Origin of the sequence: Burkholderia sp. 9777_1386 (assembly GCF_015712265.1) — a bacterium.
GTDB classification, from domain to species: Bacteria; Pseudomonadota; Gammaproteobacteria; order Burkholderiales; family Burkholderiaceae; genus Burkholderia; species Burkholderia cenocepacia.
Genome location: NZ_JACCQB010000007.1, coordinates 141,068 through 164,355, shown reverse-complemented (window position 1 = coordinate 164,355; position 23,288 = coordinate 141,068). Strand labels below are relative to the sequence as shown.

The following is a 23,288-nucleotide window of genomic DNA, read 5'->3' as shown; positions in this document are numbered from 1 at the left end:
CGTTCGTGCGGAAAAGCCGCTCCGGTCCCGCCGGAATCGCGCAAAATAGCGGCTCGGTTAGACACCGGTTTCTAATAATTTCCTTGTTTCGCGAGCGGCCGCACTCAATAATAGTACGGCCGTTCGATTTTATTCGAACCCCCGAACGGTTACAGAAATAGCTATGCGAAAAGGCGAACAGACGCGTGCCGCGATACTTGAAGCTGCTTTGGACCTCGCCAGCCGTGACGGGCTGGAGGGGCTGACGATCGGCCTGCTGGCCGAGCGCATGCAGATGAGCAAGAGCGGCGTGTTCGCGCACTTCGGATCGCGCGAAGACCTGCAGGTCGAGGTCGTCCGCGAGTACCACCATCGTTTCGAAAACGAGGTGTTCTTTCCGAGCCTGCGCGAGTCGCGCGGTCTGCCGCGTCTTCGGGCGATGCTGGCGCGCTGGATCGAGAAGCGCATCCAGGAGGTGACGACCGGGTGCATCTACATCAGCGGCGCAGTGGAGTACGACGACCGGCCGGACAGCCCCGTGCGCGAGCAGTTGATCGCGAGCGTGACCGCCTGGCGTGCCGCGTTGCTGCGCGCCATTTCGCAGGCGATGGAAGAAGGGCATCTGCGCACGGACACGGATCCGGAACTGATGCTCTTCGAGTTGTACAGCTTCACGCTCGGCCTGCATCACGACGCACGCTTCCTGCATTCGCCGGACGCCGTGCGCCTCACGTGGGCCGCGCTGGAAAAGACGATTGTTTCGTATCAGAGCGAGAGCCGTTAGCGGCGCGTGACCCGCCCGCCAGGAGCTCGAGCCGTTTTGCCCACCTTTGGAGAGAGTCATGGGACAGTACGCCGCGCCGCTGCGCGACATGCAATTCGTGTTGCACGAGCTTCTGAACGTCGAAGCCGAAGTCAAGCAAATGCCCAAGCATGCGGACCTCGACGCCGACACGATCAACCAGGTCCTCGAGGAAGCGGGCAAGTTCTGCTCCGAGGTACTGTTCCCGCTGAACCAGGTCGGCGACCGCGAAGGCTGCACGTATGAAGGCGACGGCGTCGTGAAGACCCCGACCGGCTTCAAGGAAGCGTATCAGCAATACGTCGAGGCCGGCTGGCCGGCGCTCGGCTGCGATCCGGACTACGGCGGCCAGGGCCTGCCCGCGTTCGTGAACAACGCACTCTACGAAATGCTGAACTCGGCGAACCAGGCCTGGACGATGTATCCGGGCCTGTCGCACGGCGCGTACGAATGCCTGCACGCGCACGGCGCGCCGGAACTGCAGCAGCAATATCTGCCGAAGCTCGTGTCGGGCGAATGGACGGGTACGATGTGCCTGACCGAGCCGCACTGCGGCACCGACCTCGGCATCCTGCGCACCAAGGCCGAACCGAACGGCGACGGCTCGTACTCGATCAGCGGCACGAAGATCTTCATCTCGAGCGGCGAGCACGACATGTCGAAGAACATCATCCACCTCGTGCTCGCGCGCCTGCCGGACGCGCCGCAAGGCACGAAGGGGATCTCGCTGTTCATCGTGCCGAAGTTCATTCCGGACGCTGCGGGCGAGCCGGGCGAGCGCAACGGCATCAAGTGCGGCTCGATCGAACACAAGATGGGCATCCACGGCAACTCGACGTGCGTGATGAACCTCGACGGCGCGAAGGGCTGGATGGTCGGCGAGCCGAACAAGGGCTTGAACGCGATGTTCGTGATGATGAACGCCGCGCGCCTCGGCGTCGGCATGCAGGGCCTCGGCCTCACGGAAGTCGCGTACCAGAACTCGCTGACGTACGCGAAGGAACGCCTGCAAATGCGTTCGCTGACGGGCCCGAAGGCACCGGACAAGCCGGCCGACCCGATCATCGTGCACCCGGACGTGCGCCGCATGCTGCTCACGCAGAAGGCTTACGCGGAAGGCGCGCGCGCGTTCACGTACTGGTCCGCGCTGCAGATCGACAAGGAGCTGTCGCACGCCGACGAAGCGGTGCGCAAGGAAGCGGCCGACCTCGTCGCGCTGCTCACGCCGATCATCAAGGCGTTCCTGACCGACAACGCGTTCGAGTCGACCAACCACGCGATGCAGATCTACGGCGGCCACGGCTTCATCTCCGAGTGGGGCATGGAGCAATACGTGCGCGACGCGCGGATCAACATGATCTACGAAGGCACGAACTCGATCCAGTCGCTCGACCTGCTGGGCCGCAAGGTGCTCGGCGACATGGGCGCGAAGCTGAAGAAGTTCGGCAAGCTCGTCACCGAATTCGCGGAAGCCGAAGGCGTGAAGCCGGAGATGGCCGAGTTCATCAACCCGCTCGCCGACATCGGTGAAAAGGTGCAGAAGCTGACGATGGAAATCGGCATGAAGGCGATGCAGAACCCCGACGAAGTCGGCGCGGCCGCCGTGCCGTACCTGCGCACCGTCGGCCACCTGGTGTTCTCGTACTTCTGGGCGCGCATGGCGCGTCTCGCACTCGACAAGGAAGCGTCGGGCGATCCGTTCTACAAGTCGAAGCTCGCCACCGCCCGCTTCTACTTCGCGCGTCTGCTGCCTGAAACGGCATCGACGATCCGCGCCGCGCGCGCCGGTTCGAAGACGCTGATGGAAGTCGACGAATCGCTGTTCTGACGCGATTCAGGGCGGTGCGCGCCGCGCGCCGCCCGGACGCAACGGTTCCTGGTACTCACTTCGCCGTGCAGCCCTCACATTTCGCGCTGCACGACACTATCCGGAGACATCCCGTGAGCAATTTCCTGATTCGCAAGGTCGCCGTGCTGGGCGCCGGCGTGATGGGCGCGCAAATCGCCGCGCATCTCATCAACGCGCGCGTGCCGGTGCTGCTGTTCGACCTGCCGGCCAAGGAAGGCCCGAAAAACGCGATCGCGCTGAAGGCGATCGAGAACCTGAAGAAGCTGTCGCCCGCGCCGTTCGGCGTGAAGGACGATGCGAAGTACCTCGAAGCGGCGAACTACGAGGACGACATCGCGAAGCTGGCCGAATGCGACGTCGTGATCGAGGCGATCGCCGAGCGGATGGACTGGAAGCACGACCTGTACAAGAAGGTCGCGCCGCACATCGCTTCGCACGCGATCTTCGCGACCAACACGTCGGGCCTGTCGATCACGAAGCTGTCCGAAGGTTTCTCGGACGAGCTGAAGTCGCGCTTCTGCGGCGTGCACTTCTTCAACCCGCCGCGCTACATGCACCTCGTCGAGCTGATTCCGACCGCGCATACGCGCCCGGAGATCCTCGACCAGCTCGAAACCTTCCTGACGAGCGTCGTCGGCAAGGGCGTCGTGCGCGCGAAGGACACGCCGAACTTCATCGCGAACCGCGTCGGCATCTTCTCGATCCTCGCGGTGATCACCGAGGCCGCGAAGTTCGGCCTGCGCTTCGACGAAGTCGACGACCTGACGGGCAGCCGCCTCGGCCGCGCGAAGTCGGCGACGTTCCGCACCGCGGACGTGGTCGGCCTCGACACGATGGCGCACGTGATCAAGACGATGCAGGACAACCTCGCCGACGATCCGTTCTTCCCGGTCTACCAGACGCCTGCCGTGCTCGCCGAGCTGGTGAAGCAGGGCGCGCTCGGCCAGAAGACGGGCGGCGGCTTCTACAAGAAGGAAGGCAAGGCGATCAAGGTGCTCGACGCGAAGACGGGCACCTACGTCGATTCGGGCGCGAAGGCGGACGAAACGGTCGGCCGCATCCTGAAGCGTCCGCCGGCGGAACGCCTGAAGCTGCTGCGCGAGACGGATCATCCGCACGCGCAGTTCCTGTGGTCGATCTTCCGCGACGTGTTCCATTACATCGGCGTGCATCTCGAGTCGATCGCCGACAACGCGCGCGACGTCGACCTCGCGATCCGCTGGGGCTTCGGCTGGAACGAAGGTCCGTTCGAAGGCTGGCAGGCCGCCGGCTGGAAGCAGGTCGCCGAGTGGGTGCAGGAAGACATCGCGGCCGGCAAGGCGCTCGCGAACGTGCCGCTGCCGTCGTGGGTGCTCGAAGGCCCGGTCGCCGAGAAGGGCGGCGTGCACACGGCCGAAGGCTCGTGGGCGCCGGCCGCGAAGCGCTTCGTGCCGCGCTCGGACCTCGCGGTCTACGGCAAGCAGGTGTTCCGTGCGCCGCTGCTCGGCGAAGCGGGTGCCGATCCGAAGACGTACGGCAAGACGCTGTTCGAGACCGACGCAGTGCGCGCATGGGTCGACGACCGTGCCGGTGAAGACGACGTCGTGATCGTGTCGTTCAAGTCGAAGATGAACACGATCGGACCGAGCGTGATCGACGGCCTCGTGCAGGCGATCGAACTCGCGGAGAAGGACTACAAGGGCGTGGTGATCTGGCAGCCGACGTCGCTGAAGCTCGGCACGCCGGGCGGCCCGTTCTCGGCTGGCGCGAACCTCGAGGAGGCGATGCCCGCGTTCATGATGGGCGGCGCGAAGGGCATCGAGCCGTTCGTGAAGAAGTTCCAGGAAGGCATGCTGCGCGTGAAGTACGCGAACGTGCCGGTCGTCGCGGCCGTGTCGGGCATCGCGCTCGGCGGCGGGTGCGAGCTGATGCTGCACAGCGCGAAGCGCGTCGTGCACGTCGAGAGCTACATCGGTCTCGTCGAAGTGGGCGTCGGCCTCGTGCCGGCGGGCGGCGGCCTGAAGGAAGCGGCGCTGCGCGCGGCAGACGCCGCGACGGCCGCGAACGCGACCACCGACATCCTGAAGTTCGTCACGAAGTCGTTCGAGAACGCGGCGATGGCGAAGGTGTCGGCGTCCGCGCACGACGCCCGTGCGATGGGCTACGTGAAGCCGTCCGACACGATCGTCTTCAACGTGTTCGAACTGCTCGACACCGCGAAGAAGGAAGCGCGTGCGCTGGCCGACACCGGCTACCGCGCACCGCTGCGTGCGAAGGACGTGCCGGTTGCAGGCCGTTCGGCGATCGCGACGATCAAGGCATCGCTCGTCAACATGCGTGACGGCCGCTTCATCAGCGACCACGACTACCTGATCGCGAGCCGCATCGCAGAAGCCGTGTGCGGCGGCGACGTCGAAGCCGGCAGCCTGGTCGACGAAGAATGGCTGCTTGCGCTGGAGCGTCGCGCATTCGTCGAGCTGCTCGGCACGCAGAAGACGCAGGAACGGATCATGGGCATGTTGCAGACCGGCAAGCCGGTGCGTAACTGAGCGAGCGGATAACTTTGTATGGGGCCCGGGCCGGCGCTGAAGCGCCCGCTCGGGTCGACAGGAGTCTGAAATGAGCAAACAACTGCAAGACGCATACATCGTCGCCGCCAGCCGCACGCCGATCGGCAAGGCCCCGCGCGGTGTCTTCAAGAACACGCGGCCGGACGAGCTGCTGGTCCACGCGATCAAGTCGGCGGTCGCGCAGGTGCCCGGCCTCGACACGAAGGTGATCGAGGACGCGATCATCGGCTGCGCGATTCCGGAAGCGGAGCAGGGCCTGAACGTCGCGCGCATGGGCGCGCTGCTCGCCGGCCTGCCGCAGACGGTCGGCGGCGTGACGGTCAACCGCTTCTGCGCGTCGGGCATCACCGCGCTGGCGATGGCGGCCGACCGCATCCGCGTCGGCGAATCGGACGCGATCTTCGCGGGCGGCTGCGAATCGATGAGCATGGTGCCGATGATGGGCAACAAGCCGTCGATGTCGCCGCACATCTTCGATCGCAATGAAGATTTCGGCATTGCATACGGGATGGGCCTGACCGCCGAGCGCGTCGCCGAGCAGTGGAAGGTGAGCCGCGAAGACCAGGACGCGTTCTCGGTCGAGTCGCACCGCAAGGCGCTCGCCGCGCAGCAGGCCGGCGAGTTCAACGACGAGATCGCCGCCTACACGATCAGCGAGCGTTTCCCGAATCTCGCGACGGGCGAAATCGACGTGAAGACGCGCGAGATCAAGCTCGACGAAGGTCCGCGCGCGGATACGTCGCTCGAAGGCCTCGCGAAGCTGCGCACGGTATTCGCGAACAAGGGCTCGGTCACGGCCGGCAACAGTTCGCAGACGTCGGACGGCGCGGGCGCGCTGCTCGTCGTGTCGGAGAAGGTGCTCAAGGAATTCAACCTGACGCCGCTCGCGCGCTTCGTGAGCTTCGCGGTGCGTGGCGTGCCGCCGGAAATCATGGGCATCGGTCCGAAGGAAGCGATTCCGGCCGCGCTGAAGGCCGCCGGCCTGAAGCAGGACGATCTCGACTGGATCGAGCTGAACGAAGCGTTCGCCGCGCAATCGCTGGCGGTGATGCGCGACCTCGGCCTCGATCCGTCGAAGGTCAACCCGATGGGCGGCGCGATCGCGCTGGGCCACCCGCTCGGCGCGACCGGCGCGATCCGCGCGGCGACCGTCGTGCACGGCCTGCGCCGCCGCAACCTGAAGTACGGGATGGTCACGATGTGCGTCGGCACCGGCATGGGTGCGGCGGGCATCATCGAACGCCTGTAAGCGGGACGCGACGACAAGCGACGACGGTGCGCGGGCCACGAGCTCGCGCACCGTTTTTTCATTCCGGTAGAGACAGTCAAAGGAGACGGTTGTGGCCGACATTCAAGTGGAACGCGCCGACGGCGTGATGACGATCACGATCGCGCGCCCGGCGAAGAAGAATGCGCTGACGGCGGCGATGTACCAGACGATGGCCGATGCGCTCGCCGATGCGCAGGAAGACAAGGCGGTTCGCGTGATCCTGCTGCGCGGCAGCGACGGCAATTTCAGCGCGGGGAACGATCTCGAGGATTTCCTGAAGTCGCCGCCGAAGGACGACACCGCGTCGGTCTTCCAATTCCTGGCACGGATCAGCAGCGCGAGCAAGCCGGTCGTGGCGGCGGTGCCGGGCATCGCGGTCGGCGTCGGCGTGACGATGCTGCTGCACTGCGATCTGGTCTACGCGGCCGATACCGCGACGTTCTCGCTGCCGTTCGTGCAGCTCGGGCTGTGCCCGGAGGCCGCATCCAGCGCGCTGCTGCCGCGTCTGGCCGGCCATCAGGTCGCGGCCGAGAAGCTGCTGCTGGGCGAGCCGTTCGACGCGCTGGAAGCGCACCGGATCGGCATCGTCAACCGCGTGCTGCCGGCGGCCGAACTCGACGCGTTCGCGGCGAAGCAGGCGGCGAAGCTGGCGGCATTGCCGGCGGCATCGCTGCGTGTGACGAAGGCGCTGCTGAAGGAGACGGGCGGCGTGGCGACGCCCGCGCGGATGGCCGAGGAAGCGCGCCACTTCGCGACGATGCTGCGCGCGCCGGAAGCGCGCGAGGCGATGACTGCGTTCTTCGAGAAGCGTAAGCCGGATTTCCGTCAGTTCGACTGACGGAGCGGGCCGCGCCGGCGGCGGAGCGCCGGCGCGATCCGTTGATTGCGGTCAGGCCGTGCCGTAGTCGACGTGGCCGGTTTCGCGGCAGAAGCTGACGAGCCGCAGGCCAGCCGCCTTCGCGATCTCGATCGCGAGCGACGACGGCGCGGAGATGGTCGCGACCAGCGGGATGCCGACCCGCGCGGCCTTGCGTACGAGCTCGTAGCTCGCGCGGCTCGACAGGAACACGAAACCGTCGGTGGTATCGGCGCGCGACAGCACGAGCGAGCCGATCAGCTTGTCGAGCGCATTGTGGCGGCCGACATCCTCGAATGCCGCGCGGATCGCGCCTGTTGCGTCGCACCACGCGGCCGCATGCAGCCCGCCGGTCAGTTTCGTGAGCGCCTGATGCGCCGGCAGCGTATGCGCGGCGCGCGCCAGTGCGTCGGGCGCGAGGCGTGCGAGAAAGCCGGTATCGGGCACGCGTTCGGGCGCAAGGTCGAGCAGGTCGATGCTCTCGATGCCGCAGACGCCGCAGCCCGTGCGCCCCGCGAGTGCGCGGCGCCGGTCCTTCAGCGCGGCGAACGCCTGCTGGACCACGTCCAGATGGACTTCCGCATGCGGCAGCGGCGCGTCGGCGTGCAGGATCACCTCGATGTCCTTGATGTCGCTGCCGCGCGCGACGATCCCTTCCGAGATCGCGAAGCCGACCGCGAACGCTTCGAGGTCGCATGGCGTACACATCATCACCGCGTGCGAGATGCCGTTGAAGACAAGTGCGACCGGCCATTCCTGGCCGACGAAGTCGTGCGCGGTGTCGACCGCGCCGCCGCGCGTGCGGCTGACGGGCAGCTCGATCGCGCCGCGCGGTTCGTCGCGAAGTTCGTCGCGCAGTTCGTCTGATTGGGTCGGATTCACGAGCACTCCCGTTGATTCGAAGCACGGCCGGCGACGATCGTGCCGCCGCCCGCGCGCAGAGGTTCTAAAATACCCCAGGCAAGCCGGCCGCGCCGGCATCCGCCACGTCAGGTAACGACCATGGGACTCAGCGACGCTCCGTTGCTCTTCAACTTCGAACACGATTCGTCGGAAAACTTCACGTACATCCCGATGATCGTGCGTTTCAATCTCGACCGCTTCGGCCTGCGGATTTCGCTCGACCAGTGGCAACTGCTGCCGCTCGAGGACCGCAAGCTGCTCGCGCGCTTTCCGGCCGACGACGACACCGCGATCGAGCCCAATTTCGATCATGCGCTGTTCGAAATGCTGCGCACGCACGCCGATCTGGAGCCGTCGTGGTTCCAGCCGGACGAGCAGCCGGCCTGGCGCGCGGTCGACACGGTGCCGGAGTCGCTCGTGCAGCAGAGCGCGCTGGCCGGGCTGCCGGCGCCCGCGCTCGCGCAGTGGCAGCGGCTCGCGCCGTTCCAGCGCTACGTGCTGGTCAAGCTGTCGCGCAAGCCGACGCTGAATCACGATTTCCTGCCCGCGATGCGGGAGTTCGGGCTGACGGCCACGCACTGACGGCCATCTGCCGCGCGGCGGCGCGGCGCGTGCCCGTCAGAGCGGCGGCAGTTGCCGCGGCTTGCGGTCCGGGCCGGTCGCGACGTACGTGAGCGTCGCTTCGGTGACCTTCACGACTTCGCCCATCAGGCGCATGCGCTGCGCGTATACCTCGACGTCGACCGTGATCGACGTGTTGCCGGTGCGCATGATGGTGGCGTAGAAGCTCAGCAGATCGCCGACGAATACCGGCTGCTTGAACACGAACGAGTTGACCGCGACCGTCGCGACGCGGCCGTTCGCGCGCTGGCTCGCGGGGATCGAGCCGGCGATGTCGACCTGCGACATGATCCAGCCGCCGAACACGTCGCCGTGGACGTTCGCGTCGTGCGGTTGCGGGACGACGCGCAGCGCGGGCTGCTTCTGCGGAAGTTCGAGGGTCGAATCGGTCATGGCGGGGGCTTTCATCCTGTAATAAATGGACCGCCGCGCGCAGGCTGGCCGGCGAGGGCGCCGGCAGCGGCGCGAAGCGGCTTCTGCGACAATACAACGTTCACAAATTGTACGAGAAAGCGCGCGAGCCGGCCGTCGGAAAACGGATCCGGCACCGCCGCGCAATCCTTCCCCATGCGCCGATTTCCCGCTTCCGGCGAGCCCGCGCCGGCTTCGACCGGGCCACGCAACGACTGGCAGACCGTCCGGTCGCTGCTGCCGTACCTGACCACCTACAAATGGCGCGTCGCGCTGGCGCTCGGCTGCCTGATCGGGGCGAAGGTCGCGAACCTCGGCGTGCCGGTCGTGATGAAGCGCATCGTCGACCACCTGTCCTACGTGCAGCAGCTCACCGCGCTCGGCCGTGCCGAACAGTCGGCCGGCATCGTGCTCGCGGGCGGCGTCGGGCTGCTGGTCGTCGCGTATGCGCTCGTGCGGCTGTCGACGTCGCTGTTCACCGAGCTGCGCGAAATCCTGTTCTCGAAGGTCACCGAGAGCGCGGTGCGCCAGCTCGCGCTGCAGGTGTTCCGGCATCTGCACGGGCTGTCGCTGCGGTTTCATCTCGAACGCCAGACGGGCGGCATGTCGCGCGACATCGAGCGCGGCACGCGCGGCATCCAGCAGCTGATTTCGTATTCGCTGTACAGCATCCTGCCGACGCTCGTCGAGGTCGGGCTCGTGCTCGGCTTCTTCGTCGTCAAGTACGAGGCCTACTACGCGTACGTGACGTTCGCGGCGCTCGTCACGTACATCGTGTTCACCGTGAAGGTCACCAACTGGCGCACGCATTTCCGCCGCACGATGAACGAGCTCGATTCGCGCGCGAACTCGCGGGCGATCGATTCGCTGATCAACTACGAGACGGTCAAGTACTTCGGCAACGAGGAATGGGAAGCGCAGCGCTACGACGAGAACCTGAAGCGCTACCGGAAGGCCGCGATCCGCTCGCAGAACTCGCTGTCGGTGCTGAACTTCGGCCAGCAGGCGATCATCGGCACGGGGCTGGTGTTCATCCTGTGGCGCGCGACGCAGGGCGTGCTCGCGGGCAAGCTGACGCTCGGCGATCTCGTGCTGATCAACACGTTCATGCTGCAGCTGTACATTCCGCTGAATTTCCTCGGCGTCGTCTATCGCGAGCTGAAGCAGAGCCTGACCGACATGGACCGGATGTTCGGGCTGCTGTCCGCGCCGAAGGAAGTGGCCGACCGGCCCGATGCGCCGCCGCTCGCGGTGACCGGCGCGCAGGTGCGCTTCGAGCACGTGAACTTCGCGTACGAGCCGTCGCGGCCGATCCTGCACGACGTGACGTTTACGATCGAGGCCGGCACGACGACCGCGGTGGTCGGCCACAGCGGGTCGGGGAAATCGACGCTGTCGCGGCTGCTGTTCCGTTTTTACGATCTCGACCGGCAGGCGGGCGGCGCGATCCGGATCGACGGCCAGGACATCCGCGACGTCACGCAGGAATCGCTGCGCGCATCGATTGGGATCGTGCCGCAGGACACCGTGCTGTTCAACGACTCGATCTACTACAACATCGCGTACGGGCGACCGACCGCGACCCGCGACGAGGTGGTCGCGGCCGCGCGCGCCGCGCACATCCACGACTTCATCGAAAGTCTGCCGAAGGGCTATGACACGCCGGTCGGCGAGCGCGGGCTGAAGCTGTCGGGCGGCGAGAAGCAGCGCGTCGCGATCGCGCGCACGCTGCTGAAGGACCCGCCGGTGCTGCTGTTCGACGAAGCGACGTCGGCGCTCGATTCGCGCTCGGAACGCGCGATCCAGCACGAACTCGACCAGATCGCGCGGCATCGCACGACGCTCGTGATCGCGCACCGGCTGTCGACGGTCGTGCACGCGCAGCAGATCCTCGTGATGGACCACGGGCGGATCGTCGAGCGCGGCACGCACGACGAACTTGTGCGCGCCGACGGGTTGTATGCGCAAATGTGGGCGCTGCAGCAGCAGCGCGCGGCGGCTGGCGGGGAAGAGGCCGAGGCCGCGTGAGCGCGCAGGCGCCGCGCGACACGGCGGGCGGCGGGAATGGATGGTGGGCGTCCGTCCGGTAGCGGGCGGTGTAGCGGCGTCCCGGTCGGGTGACCGGGCGGATGCCCGCGGGCACGTGATCCGGGCTCGGCCGGGCATTCATTGGCCCGTCAGGCCATCGGCGCCGCGCCGGCTACCCGACGACCGGCGCCCGGCCACGAGACGATCAGCCCGCGGCGGCGCGCAGCCGCGCGTCGAGCTCGCCGAGCTGCGCGGGCGTGCCGACGTTCTCCCAGATGCCTTCGTACAGTTCGCCGCTCGCGTGGCCGGCTTCGATCGCCGCGCGATAGTACGGCGTCAGCGCGCGCCGCGTGCCGGGCGCGAGGTCGCGGAACATCCGCGTGTCGTACAGGCCGATGTTGCCGAACGTGAAGCGCGCGGCGCCGTCGAGCGCCAGACGGCCATCGTCGCCGAGCGCGAAGTCGCCGGCCGGGTGGAACGGCGGGTTCGGCACCATCACGAGGTGCATCGCCGGCGTGTCGAGCGCGGCCATCCGGGCCGCGCGCGGCGCGAGCGTCCGGTAGTCGAACGCGCAATACACGTCGCCGCTGACCGCCGCGAACACGGCCGGCTGCCCGTCGCGCTCCAGCAGCGGCAGCGCCTGCGCGATGCCGCCGGCGGTTTCCAGTGCGTCGCCCTCGGCCGAATAGGCGATCCGCACGCCCCAGCGCGAACCGTCGCCGAGCGCGGCCTCGAGCTGCTCGCCGAGCCATGCGTGGTTGATCACGATGGTCTCGATGCCCGCCCGCGCGAGCGCCTCGATCTGCCACACGATCAGCGGCTTGCCGCCGGCTTCGAGCAGCGGCTTCGGGCGGGTGTCGGTCAGCGGGCGCATCCGTTCGCCGCGTCCGGCGGCGAAGATCATCGCCGTGGTCAGGGTAGTGCTCATGTTCGACTGGGTGTGGGGACGGTCAGAACGTATAGCCGACGTCGGCCGGCGCATTGCCCTCGAGCTCGTCGAGCAGCTTCGCGAACGGCACGAGCGGGCGATAGCGCAGCGCGACCTTGCGCGCATAGGTCAGGAAGCGCGGCAGGTCGTTCAGGTAATGCGGCTTGCCGTCGCGATAGTTGATGCGCGCGAACAGGCCGAGGATCTTGATATGGCGCTGCAGCCCCATCCATTCGAGCTGGCGGTAGAACTCGCCGAAATCCGGATCGACCGGCAGGCCGGCCTTTTTCGCCTTTTCCCAGTAGTACGCGAAGCAGTCGAGCTCGAACTCCTCGTCCCAGCTGATGAACGCGTCGCGCAGCAGCGACACGACGTCGTACGTCAGCGGCCCGTACACGGCGTCCTGGAAGTCGAGCACGCCCGGATTCGGCTCGCAGACCATCAGGTTGCGCGGCATGAAGTCGCGCAGCATGAAGCCTTGCGGCTGCGCGTGCGCGCTCGCGACCAGCAGCGCGAAGGTGCGCTCGAGCGTGCCGCGCATCGCGTCGGTGACCGGCTTGCCGAGGTGGCGGCCGACGAACCATTCGGGCAGCAGCTCCATTTCGCGGCGCAGGAACGCTTCGTCGAACGGCGGCAGCACGTCGGGCTTCGACGTGAGCTGGAAGCGGATCAGCGCATCGAGCGCGGCGCGCATCAGCGGACGTGCGGCGGCCGGGTCGGCCGGGTCGAGCACCGAGATGTACGACGTGCGGCCGAGGTCGGTCACGAGCATGAAGCCTGCGTCGAAATCGTGAGCCAGCACGTCGGGCACGTGGTCGCCGGCCGCGGCGAGCAGCTGCGCGACCTGGACGAACTCGCGGCATTTCTCGGGCGGCGGCGCATCGACGGCGATCAGCGTGCCGCCGGCACTGGTGGCCGACGCGACCCGGAAATAGCGGCGGAAACTGGCGTCCGACGACGCGGGCGCGAGGGTCGACAGATCGAGGGCGTAGCGCCCGGCGAGCGGGTGCAGCCACGCGGTGAGCGCTTCGAGGCGGGCGTCGGGCTGGGATGCGGCGGATGGGGGCGTCATGAAACTCGGCGGAGGGGGGAACGTCTTGCCATATAATACCCCACGACTTTTTTGACGCGCCCCCGCGTCAGCTTCCGCCGTGCAGGCCCGCCGCCTGTCGCGCCGTCCGCCCGATCGCCTCCCCGGTTTGCGAAGAGCCGCAGTCGCGGCTCGACGGCGCGGCCCGCCGCGCGCGAAGGTGCCGTGCAGGCGCGGTTGACAAGGGGCGATTCGCCAAACGATAGATGCCGCCCAAACCGCTATTCCCGAATGTTTTCCCCGGTGACGGGGCGCCGCGCAAACGGCGGCTCGCGCTCGCGCTCCTGGCCGTGCCCGGCCTCGTGCCGGCCGTGTCGTACGCGCAGCTGTCGGGCGCGGCTGCGCAGCCGCAGCCGCTCGACTCGCCGTGGGATCTGCGTCTCGCACCCCAGCTCGAGGATCATCCGCTGAAGGACGGCGCGAAGCCGGCCGCCTTCGTGATCGCCGACCACACGAGCGGCACCGCCGAGCAGGATCTCGCCGCGAAGGGCTCCGCCGAGCTGCGGCGCGGCGACGCCGTCGTGAAGGCCGACGCGATCCACTACGATCAGGATACCGACATGGCCGATGCGTACGGCCAGGTCAAGGTGGTCAATGGCGGGATGTCGTTCGCGGGCCCCGAGGCGCACATGAAGATCGAGGCGAGCCAGGGCTTCATGACCGCGCCGAAGTATCACTTCAACGTGACGGGCGGGTCGGGTAGCGCGGAGCGCGTCGACATGGTCGACAACGAGCGCTCGGTGTTCGTCAACGGCACGTATACGGCGTGCCAGTGCTCGACGAACCCCGCGTGGTACATCAAGGGCAGCCGCTTCGACTTCGATACGGGCGCCGACGAAGGCACCGCGCGCAACGGCGTGCTGTTCTTCCAGGGCGTGCCGATCTTCGCGAGCCCGTGGATGACGTTCCCGCTGTCGGGCGAGCGGCGCAGCGGCCTGCTGCCGCCGACGTTCTCGATGAACTCGAACAACGGCTTCGAGCTGTCGCTGCCGTACTACTTCAACATCGCGCCGAACCGCGACCTGACGCTCACGCCGCGCATCATCTCGCGGCGCGGCGTGATGACCGAGGCGACGTTCCGCTACCTGTCGCCGTCGTATTCGGGCACGTTTACGGCCAATTACCTGCCGGATGACCGGCTCGCGCACCGCAACCGCTATGCGATCTACTGGCAGCACCAGCAGAATTTCGGCGGCGGTTTCGGCGGCTACGTCTACTTCAACAAGGTCTCGGACAACACGTATCCGGAAGACCTCGGGTCGACGAACCAGTTCGTCAACGGGACGCAGACGCTGTACCAGCAGGAAGCCGGCCTCACGTACAACAACGGCCCGTGGTCGGTGCTCGCGCGCTACCAGCACTGGCAGACGCTGCCGCCGTCGATCGCGCCGTACAGCCGCGAGCCGCAGTTGAACGTGAAGTACACGAAGTACAACGTCGGCGGTTTCGACTTCGGCGCGGAAGCCGACTATTCGCGGTTCCGCATCACGACCGCCGATGCGACCCAGGGCGACCGGATCGTCTTCAACCCGTACATCTCGTACGGCGTGTACGGCCCCGGCTACTTCGTCGTGCCGAAGGTCCAGTATCACTTCGCGTCGTACGACCTGGGCTACCTGTCGTCGACCACGCCGAACAACCCGAAGCGCTTCACCGAGTCGATCCCGACCGTGAGCGTCGATTCGGGCCTGATCTTCGACCGTTCGGTGCGCCTGTTCGGCCAGGACTTCATCCAGACCCTCGAGCCGCGCCTGTACTACGTGTACACGCCGTATCGCGACCAGTCGAACGCGCCGCTGTTCGACACCGCGGAATCGGACTTCGGCCTCGCGGAGATCTACCAGCCGAACACGTTCGTCGGTAACGACCGGATCGCCGATGCGAACCGGATCACGGCCGGCCTGACGTCGCGCTTCATCGATCCGCGCACCGGCGACGAGCGCGCGCGCTTCGTGATCGCGCAGCAGTACTACTTCGCCGATCAGCGCGTCACGCTGACGCCGGGGCAGAGCGCCGTGCTGGCGCGCCACTCGGACCTGATCGTCGGCGCCGCGCTGAAGCTCGGCTCGGGCTTCATGTCGGAAACGGCGTTCCAGTACAACCAGAACAACAACCAGCTCGTGAAGTCGAGCGTCGGTTTCGGCTACAGCCCGGGCGAGCGCCGCGTGATCAACGTCGGCTACCGCTATACGCGCGCGAACACCACGCTCGACAACCAGCCGATCAACCAGTTCCTGGTGTCCGCGCAATGGCCGCTCACGCGCCGCCTGTATGCGATCGGCCGTTTCAACTACGACCTCGCCGGAGATCGCGTGGTCGACGGTCTGGTCGGCTTACAATACGACGCGGACTGCTGGGCGCTCGGGGTCGGGGTCCAGCGATTTGCGAACGGCATCAATACGTCGGGACAGCAGAACTCGTCGACGCGATTCATGATGCAGCTGACGCTCAAGGGCCTGTCGACCGTCGACAACGGCCTCGTGTCCGCGTTCCGCGCCGGGGTGCCGGGCTACACGCCGTTGCCGCCGATGTCCCGCTTCAGCAACTACGAGTAACGCCGGCATGTCTGCACCGGTCAGCACGATTTCAATGGAGTTTCAGTGGCAATGAAGAAAACCCTTCGTTTCGCGGCAGTCGTGTCCAGCCTTGCCGCGTCCGCCGCGCTGCTCGCCGCCGCGCCGGCCGCGGCGCAGGCGCTCGGTTCGCAAGGTGCGCAGCTCGCCGACGAAGTCGTCGCGGTCGTCAACAACGACGTGATCACGGGCCGTGAACTCGACCAGCGTGTCGGCTTGATCGCGCGCCGGCTGCAGCAGCAGAACGCGCCGGTGCCGCCGGCCGACCAGCTGCGCGGGCAGGTGCTGAACCAGATGGTGCTCGAACGTATCCAGGTGCAGAAGGCCAAGGATGACGGGATCCGTGTCGACGACGCGACCGTGCAGGCCACGCTGCAGCGTCTCGCGCAGGCGAACGGGATGACGCTCGACCAGTACCGCGCGCGTCTCGAGGCGCAAGGCGTGCCCTGGAGCATCTTCACGAACGACGCGCGCACCGAGCTGACGCTGTCGAAGCTGCGCGAGCGCGAGGTCGACGGCAAGATCACGGTGTCGGACGCCGAGGTCGCGAACTACATCGCGAGCCAGCGCGGGCCGAACGCGTCGCAGCAGCAGGACCTGCGCTTCCAGCACATCTTCATCAAGGCGCCGACCAACGCGCCGCAGGCCGACATCGAAGCCGCGCAGAAGAAGGCGGAAGCGCTGCTGCAGCAGGCGAAGTCGGGCGCCGATTTCGAGCGGCTCGCGAAGAACAACTCCGAAGCGAACGACGCGAAGAAGGGCGGCGATCTCGGCTTCAAGTCGCCGAGCGCGCTGCCGGCCGACGTCGTCGAGGCCGCGTCGAAGCTGCGCCCGGGCCAGGTCAACCCGACGCTGATCCGCGTGCCGGACGGCTTCGAGATCGTGCGCCTCGTCGATCGCCGCCAGAGCCAGGGCGCGAGCGCCGCGGCGCCGAAGATCGTCCAGACGCACGTGCGCCACATCCTGCTGCGCGTCGGCGAAGGCAAGTCGGAAGGCCAGGCGCGTCAGCAACTCGTTGACATCCGCAACCAGGTCGAGGCCGGCGGCGATTTCGCGAAGTTCGCGCGCACCTACTCGCAGGACGGGTCGGCGTCGCAGGGCGGCGATCTCGGCTGGATCAGCCCGGGCGAGACCGTGCCGGAATTCGAGCGTGCGATGAACAACCTGCAGGACGGCCAGATCAGCCAGCCGATTCGTACCGAGTACGGCTACCACCTGATCCAGGTGCTGAACCGCCGCGAAGCGGAAGGGTCGGTGCAGCAGCAGATGGACATCGCCCGCCAGGCGATCGGCCAGCGCAAGGCCGAACAGGCCTACGCCGACTGGCTGCGCGAGCTGCGCGATTCGTCGTACGTGCAGTACAAGATCGGCGGCGTCGGCCCGGCGAACTGAGCGAGCATCGAATGACCACGCCCGCGCTGCAGATCGCGATCACGACCGGCGAACCCGCGGGAGTCGGCCCGGAGCTGACCGTGCAGGCGCTGCGTGACGCCGCGCAGCGTTGGCCCGACGCGCATTTCACCGTGCTCGGCGATGCGGCGTTGCTCGACGCGCGGGCCGCGGCGGTCGGCATCGACCCGGCCACGCTGGCCGGCGGCGCGCAGGTGTCGGTCGCGCATCGCGCGCTGGCCGTGCCCGCGCAGGCGGGCAAGCTCGACGCGGCGAACGGCCGCTACGTGCTCGGGCTGCTCGACGCGGCGATCGACGGCGCGCTGGCGGGCCGGTACGACGCGATCGTCACCGCGCCGCTGCAGAAAAGCACGATCAACGATGCGGGCGTGCCGTTCACCGGCCATACCGAATACCTGGCCGAGCGCACGCATACGCCGCGCGTCGTGATGATGCTGGCCGGCACCGGCCAGCGGCCGCTACGTGTCGCGCTCGCGACCACCCACTTGCCGCTGAAGGACGTATCGGCCGCGCTGACGATCGACGGGCTCGTCGAGACGCTCGCGATCATCGATCGCGACCTGCGGCGTGACTTCGGTCTCGCCACGCCGCGCATCCTCGTGACGGGCCTGAACCCGCACGCGGGCGAGAACGGTTATCTCGGCCGCGAGGAGATCGACGTGATCTCGCCGGCGCTGGCCCGTGCGCATGCGCAACACATCGATGCGCGCGGCCCGTATCCGGCCGACACGCTGTTCCAGCCGCGCCATCTGGCCGATGCCGATTGCGTGCTGGCGATGTTCCATGACCAGGGCCTGCCCGTGCTGAAGTACGCGACGTTCGGCGAGGGCATCAACGTGACGCTCGGGCTGCCGATCATCCGCACGTCGGTCGATCACGGCACCGCGCTCGATCTGGCCGGCACGGGCCGCGCCGATCCGGGCAGCATGATCGCCGCGCTCGATACGGCCGTCACGATGGCGCGCCATCGCCGCGCAGCCTGACGCTGCCGGCTTACCCCATTCGTCGTATTTTTCGTTTTACTCAGTCGATGTCGAACAGCAGACAGCACCAAGGCCATTTCGCGCGCAAGCGCTTCGGGCAGAACTTCCTCGTCGATCACGGCGTGATCGATTCGATCGTCGCGACGATCGGCCCCGCGCGCGGCCAGCGGATGGTCGAGATCGGGCCCGGGCTCGGCGCGCTGACCGAGCCGCTGATCGAGCGTCTCGCGACGCCCGAGTCGCCGCTGCACGCGGTCGAGCTCGACCGCGACCTGATCGGGCGCCTGCAGCAACGCTTCGGCGCGCTGCTGGAACTGCACGCGGGCGATGCGCTCGCATTCGACTTCCGCTCGCTCGCGGCGCCCGGCGACAAGCCGTCGCTGCGGATCGTCGGCAACCTGCCGTACAACATTTCCAGCCCGCTGCTGTTTCATCTGATGACGTTCGCCGATGCGGTCGTCGACCAGCATTTCATGCTGCAGAACGAAGTCGTCGAGCGGATGGTCGCGGAGCCGGGCACGAAGGCGTTTTCGCGGCTGTCGGTGATGCTGCAGTACCGCTACGTGATGGAAAAGATGCTCGACGTGCCGCCGGAGTCGTTCCAGCCGCCGCCGAAGGTCGATTCGGCGATCGTCCGGATGATTCCGTACGAGCCGCACGAACTGCCGGACGTCGATCCCGTGCTGCTCGGCGAAATCGTCACCGCCGCGTTCTCGCAGCGCCGCAAGATGCTGCGCAATACGCTCGGCGACTACCGCGAGACGATCGATTTCGACGCGCTCGGCTTCGATCTCGCGCGCCGTGCGGAGGACGTGAGCGTGGCGGAGTACGTCGGCGTCGCGCAGGCGCTTGCGGCGGTGCGCAAGGCCGGATGACGCGGGTCGCGCGCGCCCACCGGCTGTATCGAAGAGGCTGCCTGACCGGCGGCCTTTTTTATTGCCCGCGCATCTCGCGTCGGTCGTCACGCCCGCCGGCGCGGCGGCGCGTTGACGAGCGCGATGCCGGTCAGCACGAGCGCGGCCGCGGACATGAAGCGCCAGCCGACCGATTCGCCGAGCAGCAACACGCCGAACGCGACGCCGAACAGCGGCGACAGAAACGTGAACACGGACAGCCGGGACGCGCTGTAGCGTGTCAGCAGCCAGAACCACGACAGGTAGCTGACGAACGCGACGATCACCGACTGGTACGCGAGGCTCGCCAGCGCGACCGGCGTCACGTGCGCGAACGACATCTGGCCGGACAGCGCGGCGAGCGCGACCAGCACGACCGCCGATACCGCGAGCTGGTAGAACAGCGTCTTGCTCGCGCTGGCCCGCGCGAGCGCCGTCGAGCGCACGACGACCGTCGTCGCGGCCCACATCGCGCCGCCGAGGATCCCGAGCGCGTCGCCGGCGAGCCCGGCCAGCACGGATGCGCCGGCCGCGCGCGGCTTCAGGAAGCCGTCCGCGAACGCGAGCGCGATGCCGGCGAAGGCGAGACCGACGCCGGCCCATTGCGTGCGCTGCAGCCGCTCGCCCGGGGCGAACAGGTGCAGGCCGAGCGCGGTGAAGCACGGCGCCGTGTACAGGAAGATCGCCATGTGCGACGCGCTCGTCAGCGTCAGTCCGAAGAACACGCAGATGAATTCGCCGGCGAACAGCGCGCCGGCGGCGAGCCCCGCGCCGAACGTGCCGTCCGCCTGGAACAGCGGCGTGCCGCGCGTGCGGGCCCAGCCCCATAGCAGCACCGCCGCGATCACCGAGCGCAGCCCGGCCTGGAACATCGGTGCGATCGCGGCGTTCGTGCTCTTGATCGCGACCTGCTGGAAGCCCCAGATCGCGCACAGCAGCAGCATCAGGCCGACCGCGCGCGTATCGAGCGCGCGGCGCACGGGGGCGGCGGCAAGCGCGGTCATCGGCGCGCCTCGCGGGTCCGGTATGACGGCGGCGAGGTCAGGCGGGCGGCGCGTCCGGCGCGCTCGAATCGGCGGTTTCGCACGGCAGTGTGGGGTAGGGAAGAGTGGGTGGTCGCGGTCGGGCGGCGGGACGCATGCCCGCTTTTGGTGCGAAGTGGAAGGATGTTACCCGATCGGCGCGGTGGTCGGGCGGGCCGGAGTGTGACGTTTTCTGCCGTTGCGCTTGCGTCGGGTCAACCGATGTGCCGCCTCGGCCGTGCGCCGGGCGGGGCGCCCCCGGCGAAATTCACCCGTCTCCGGTAGAATTTCCGGTTCTGGAAAGTCCCCACAGGAGTACAACACATGCGTTTGCTGCATACGATGCTGCGAGTCGGCGATCTCGACCGCTCGATCAAGTTCTACACCGAATTGCTCGGCATGAAGCTGCTGCGTCGCGAGGATTATCCGGAAGGCAAGTTCACGCTCGCGTTCGTCGGCTACGAAGACGAGAGCACGGGCACCGTGATCGAACTCACCCATAACTGGGAGACGCCGTCCTACGATCTCGGCAACGGCTTCGGCCATCTGGCGGTAGCGGTCGACGATGCGTACGCGGCCTGCGAGAAGATCAAGGCGCAAGGCGGCAAGGTCACGCGCGAGGCAGGCCCGATGAAGCACGGCACGACCGTGATCGCGTTCGTCGAGGATCCGGACGGCTACAAGATCGAGTTCATCCAGAAGAAGTAAGCGCGGGATGAACCGGGCCGCGGCGTGCGATGTGCGCCGCGGCAGCGAAAAAGGGCGATGCGGGGTAATCCGCATCGCCCTTTTTCGTTGGAGCCGAAGCCGCGCGCGTCAAAGCGACGGCAGCAACTCGGGCGGATGATGCTTGAGCGTATGCCGCGCTTCGCGGAACTCGGGGAAGATCGATTCGACGGTCTGCCAGAAGGCCGGGCTGTGGTTCATCTCGCGCAGGTGCGACAGCTCGTGCGCGACGACGTAGTCGATGATCGACATCGGGAAATGGATCAGCCGCCAGTTCAGGCGGATCTTGCCGTCGCTCGAGCAACTGCCCCAGCGCGTCGCGGCCGACGACAGCGCATACATCGAATACGTGACGCCGAGCTTTTCCGCGTAGACGACGAGGCGTTCGCCGAAGATGCGTTTCGCTTCGCCCTGCAGCCAGCCCTGCACGCGATCCTTGATCTGCTGCATGTCGGCCTGCACGGGCAGCGGCAGCGACAGCCGCAGCGCATCGGCATCGAACGCGACGGCGCCCGCGCCGAGCGCGATCGTCACCGTCTTGCCGAGATACGGCAGCTGCGCGCCGTCGCGCCAGTCGATTTGCGGCAGCGCGCGCTGCTCGGTGCGCGTCTTCCACTCCGCGAGCTTCGCGAAGATCCAGCGTTGTTTCTCCGCGATCGCCGCTTCGATGTCGGCGAGCGTGACCCAGCGCGGCGCGGTGATCGACAGCCCGCTGCCGTCGATCGTGAAGCCGATCGTACGGCGCGCCGAGCGCTTCAGCCGGTATTCGAGCACGCGGCTGTCGAGCGCGAACGTGCGCACGCGCGAGCGATCGGGCGCCGGGCCCGGATCGAGCGGTGCGGCGGGTGCGACTTCAGGCGGCGCCGGCGGGGCGGCGGGCGCCGACGGCGCCGCGGCCGGCCCGTCGAAGAGCGGCAGATCCATCTGGCGATGATCGAGGGCCACGACGGCAGGCCGTGGCCGCGGACGCTGTTTCATCAGTTCGCTTCTTTTTGTCGTACGCAACGGCTGCAATCCGGGGCTTCAGGCGCGCGCGGCGTCGCGTGTGCCGGCGTTGCCCGCCTGACGATACGCATCGGGATCGATGCGGCGCATTTCCGCTTCGATCCATGCTTCGACCTGCGAGTTCAATGCATCGGGCGTCAGCCCTTCGCTCGCGATCGGCTTGCCGATCGACACCGTGACGACGCCCGGGAATTTCGTGAACGAGTTACGCGGCCACACCCGCCCTGCATTGTGCGCGATCGGCACGACCGGCGTGCCGGTTTCGATCGCGAAGCGCGCGCCACCCGTCTTGTACTTGCCCTGCTTGCCGACCGGCGTACGCGTGCCTTCGGGGAACATGATCATCCATGCGCCTTCCGACAGGCGCTTCTTGCCCTGGCGGATCACCGAATTGAACGCGTTCTTGCCTTCCTTGCGGTTGATGTTGACCATGTGCAGCAGCCCGAGCGCCCAGCCGAAGAACGGCACGTACAGCAGCTCGCGCTTGAACACGTAGCAGAGCGGCTTGGGCATCAGCGCCGGGAACGCGAGCGTCTCCCACGCGGACTGGTGCTTCGACAGCAGCACGGCCGGGCCGTCGGGCAGGTTTTCCATCCCTTCGATCCGGTAGCGGATGCCGTTCAGCCAGCGCACGACCCACAGCGTCGACTTGCACCAGCCGGCCGCCATCCAGTAGCGCGCGTCGGGGCGCATGAACGGAAACGCGATGAAGCACGCGGTGGCGTACGGCACCGTGTACAGGATGAAGTAGATCAGCAGCAGCAGGGAGCGGACGAAGCGCATCGGCGTGAGTCTGGCGTTGGGGAGGATGCGCGCGGCAGCCGCATCACTCGTGTTCGTGTGAAAGAAAATCGAGCGCAAACGCGCGCAGGTCGTCGTGGACCTTCGTGCCGGGCGGCAGATTGCCCGCGGCGAGCGTTTTCTTGCCCTTGCCGGTCAGCACGAGGTGCGGCTGGAAGCCGACCGCGACGCCGGCCTGCAGGTCGCGCAGCGAATCGCCGACGACCGGCGTGTGATCGGGATCGATCTCGAAGCGCTCGGCGATCATCTGCATCATGCCGGGTTTCGGCTTGCGGCAGTCGCAATGATCTTCGGCCGTATGCGGGCAGAAGAACACCGCGTCGATGCGCGCGCCGACCGCGGCCGCCGCGCGATGCATTTTCAGGTGCATCTCGTTGAGCGCGGCCATGTCGAACAGCCCGCGACCGATGCCGGACTGGTTGGTCGCGACGACCACGCGGTAGCCCGCGTGGTTGAGCCGGGCGATCGCCTCGAAGCTGCCGGGCAGCGCGATCCATTCGTCGGGCGTCTTGATGAACGCGTCCGAATCGACGTTGATCACGCCGTCCCGGTCGAGGACGACGAGCTTTCGGTTGGGGCTGGTCGGCAT

The 23,288-nt window shown here is 67.4% G+C and carries 20 protein-coding genes; 12 read left to right on the top strand and 8 right to left on the bottom strand.

What is annotated here, in order from left to right; translation table 11 throughout:
• Window positions 1–163: 163 nt before the first annotated feature.
• From H0X91_RS08685 to H0X91_RS08665, 5 genes are all read left to right on the top strand, one after another.
• Window positions 164–763, top strand: a complete 600-nt coding sequence (locus tag H0X91_RS08685; protein WP_006485742.1) for a TetR/AcrR family transcriptional regulator — start codon at window positions 164–166, stop codon at window positions 761–763.
• A 58-nt stretch (window positions 764–821) separates the two neighbouring features.
• Window positions 822–2,609 carry an acyl-CoA dehydrogenase C-terminal domain-containing protein gene (locus H0X91_RS08680; RefSeq protein WP_006485746.1) on the top strand — a complete coding sequence of 596 codons (1,788 nt, stop codon included), beginning with the start codon at window positions 822–824 and terminating at the stop codon, window positions 2,607–2,609.
• A 113-nt stretch (window positions 2,610–2,722) separates the two neighbouring features.
• Complete coding sequence (locus tag H0X91_RS08675) at window positions 2,723–5,158, top strand: 3-hydroxyacyl-CoA dehydrogenase/enoyl-CoA hydratase family protein (RefSeq protein ID WP_006497386.1); 2,436 nt, start codon at window positions 2,723–2,725, stop codon at window positions 5,156–5,158.
• Window positions 5,159–5,228: 70 nt separating this feature from the next.
• Window positions 5,229–6,428: an acetyl-CoA C-acyltransferase gene (locus H0X91_RS08670; RefSeq protein WP_006485733.1), complete on the top strand. Its 1,200-nt coding sequence runs from the start codon at window positions 5,229–5,231 to the stop codon at window positions 6,426–6,428.
• A 91-nt stretch (window positions 6,429–6,519) separates the two neighbouring features.
• Window positions 6,520–7,287, top strand: a complete 768-nt coding sequence (locus H0X91_RS08665) for an enoyl-CoA hydratase (RefSeq protein WP_006485740.1) — start codon at window positions 6,520–6,522, stop codon at window positions 7,285–7,287.
• A gap of 51 nt (window positions 7,288–7,338) precedes the next feature.
• Here the strand turns inward: H0X91_RS08665 and fdhD are convergent, their stop codons facing one another.
• Complete coding sequence (gene fdhD, locus H0X91_RS08660; RefSeq protein WP_196432954.1) at window positions 7,339–8,193, bottom strand: formate dehydrogenase accessory sulfurtransferase FdhD; 855 nt, start codon at window positions 8,191–8,193, stop codon at window positions 7,339–7,341.
• 114 nt (window positions 8,194–8,307) lie between these two features.
• Here fdhD and H0X91_RS08655 point away from each other — a divergent pair, with 114 nt between their 5' ends.
• Window positions 8,308–8,790 (top strand): nitrate reductase associated protein, encoded by a 483-nt coding sequence (locus H0X91_RS08655; protein ID WP_012492415.1) that lies wholly within the window; start codon window positions 8,308–8,310, stop codon window positions 8,788–8,790.
• Between the two features lie 36 nt (window positions 8,791–8,826).
• Here H0X91_RS08655 and H0X91_RS08650 read toward each other — a convergent pair whose 3' ends face one another.
• Entirely contained in the window at window positions 8,827–9,222 is a 396-nt protein-coding gene (locus tag H0X91_RS08650; protein ID WP_006485741.1) for an acyl-CoA thioesterase, read from the bottom strand.
• Between the two features lie 174 nt (window positions 9,223–9,396).
• Between H0X91_RS08650 and H0X91_RS08645 the strand changes: the two genes are divergently transcribed.
• Window positions 9,397–11,268, top strand: a complete 1,872-nt coding sequence (locus H0X91_RS08645; RefSeq protein WP_077189721.1) for an ABCB family ABC transporter ATP-binding protein/permease — start codon at window positions 9,397–9,399, stop codon at window positions 11,266–11,268.
• Between the two features lie 205 nt (window positions 11,269–11,473).
• On the opposite strand, the gene murU is transcribed toward H0X91_RS08645, so the two are convergent.
• Together murU and H0X91_RS08635 are read right to left on the bottom strand one after the other, a co-directional pair.
• Window positions 11,474–12,196: an N-acetylmuramate alpha-1-phosphate uridylyltransferase MurU gene (gene murU / locus H0X91_RS08640; protein ID WP_012492416.1), complete on the bottom strand. Its 723-nt coding sequence runs from the start codon at window positions 12,194–12,196 to the stop codon at window positions 11,474–11,476.
• 22 nt (window positions 12,197–12,218) lie between these two features.
• Entirely contained in the window at window positions 12,219–13,268 is a 1,050-nt protein-coding gene (locus H0X91_RS08635) for an aminoglycoside phosphotransferase family protein (protein WP_034201384.1), read from the bottom strand.
• A gap of 224 nt (window positions 13,269–13,492) precedes the next feature.
• On the opposite strand from H0X91_RS08635, the gene H0X91_RS08630 reads away from it, so the two are divergent.
• Genes H0X91_RS08630 through rsmA form a run of 4 tightly spaced genes read left to right on the top strand, consistent with a single transcriptional unit; the run spans window position 13,493 to window position 19,127 of the window.
• Window positions 13,493–15,841, top strand: a complete 2,349-nt coding sequence (locus H0X91_RS08630) for an LPS-assembly protein LptD (protein ID WP_196432953.1) — start codon at window positions 13,493–13,495, stop codon at window positions 15,839–15,841.
• A gap of 51 nt (window positions 15,842–15,892) precedes the next feature.
• Window positions 15,893–17,251 (top strand): peptidylprolyl isomerase, encoded by a 1,359-nt coding sequence (locus tag H0X91_RS08625; protein ID WP_034178516.1) that lies wholly within the window; start codon window positions 15,893–15,895, stop codon window positions 17,249–17,251.
• Between the two features lie 11 nt (window positions 17,252–17,262).
• Window positions 17,263–18,252 carry a 4-hydroxythreonine-4-phosphate dehydrogenase PdxA gene (pdxA, locus tag H0X91_RS08620; RefSeq protein WP_006491615.1) on the top strand — a complete coding sequence of 330 codons (990 nt, stop codon included), beginning with the start codon at window positions 17,263–17,265 and terminating at the stop codon, window positions 18,250–18,252.
• Window positions 18,253–18,299: 47 nt separating this feature from the next.
• Window positions 18,300–19,127, top strand: a complete 828-nt coding sequence (gene rsmA, locus H0X91_RS08615) for a 16S rRNA (adenine(1518)-N(6)/adenine(1519)-N(6))-dimethyltransferase RsmA (protein WP_058901797.1) — start codon at window positions 18,300–18,302, stop codon at window positions 19,125–19,127.
• A gap of 86 nt (window positions 19,128–19,213) precedes the next feature.
• On the opposite strand, the gene H0X91_RS08610 is transcribed toward rsmA, so the two are convergent.
• Entirely contained in the window at window positions 19,214–20,149 is a 936-nt protein-coding gene (locus H0X91_RS08610) for a DMT family transporter (RefSeq protein WP_058901796.1), read from the bottom strand.
• 342 nt (window positions 20,150–20,491) lie between these two features.
• On the opposite strand from H0X91_RS08610, the gene gloA reads away from it, so the two are divergent.
• Complete coding sequence (gene gloA, locus H0X91_RS08605) at window positions 20,492–20,875, top strand: lactoylglutathione lyase (RefSeq protein ID WP_006477863.1); 384 nt, start codon at window positions 20,492–20,494, stop codon at window positions 20,873–20,875.
• Between the two features lie 108 nt (window positions 20,876–20,983).
• On the opposite strand, the gene H0X91_RS08600 is transcribed toward gloA, so the two are convergent.
• Genes H0X91_RS08600 through gmhB form a run of 3 tightly spaced genes read right to left on the bottom strand, consistent with a single transcriptional unit; the run spans window position 20,984 to window position 23,288 of the window.
• On the bottom strand, window positions 20,984–21,871 hold the full coding sequence (locus tag H0X91_RS08600; protein WP_034201389.1) for a M48 family metallopeptidase: 888 nt from the start codon (window positions 21,869–21,871) through the stop codon (window positions 20,984–20,986).
• 45 nt (window positions 21,872–21,916) lie between these two features.
• Window positions 21,917–22,681, bottom strand: coding sequence for a lysophospholipid acyltransferase family protein (locus H0X91_RS08595; RefSeq protein WP_006488592.1), 765 nt, complete (start codon window positions 22,679–22,681; stop codon window positions 21,917–21,919).
• Window positions 22,682–22,724: 43 nt separating this feature from the next.
• The gene (gmhB, locus tag H0X91_RS08590) at window positions 22,725–23,288 is read right to left on the bottom strand and encodes a D-glycero-beta-D-manno-heptose 1,7-bisphosphate 7-phosphatase (RefSeq protein WP_006488591.1); all 564 of its coding nucleotides are present in this window, start codon (window positions 23,286–23,288) and stop codon (window positions 22,725–22,727) included.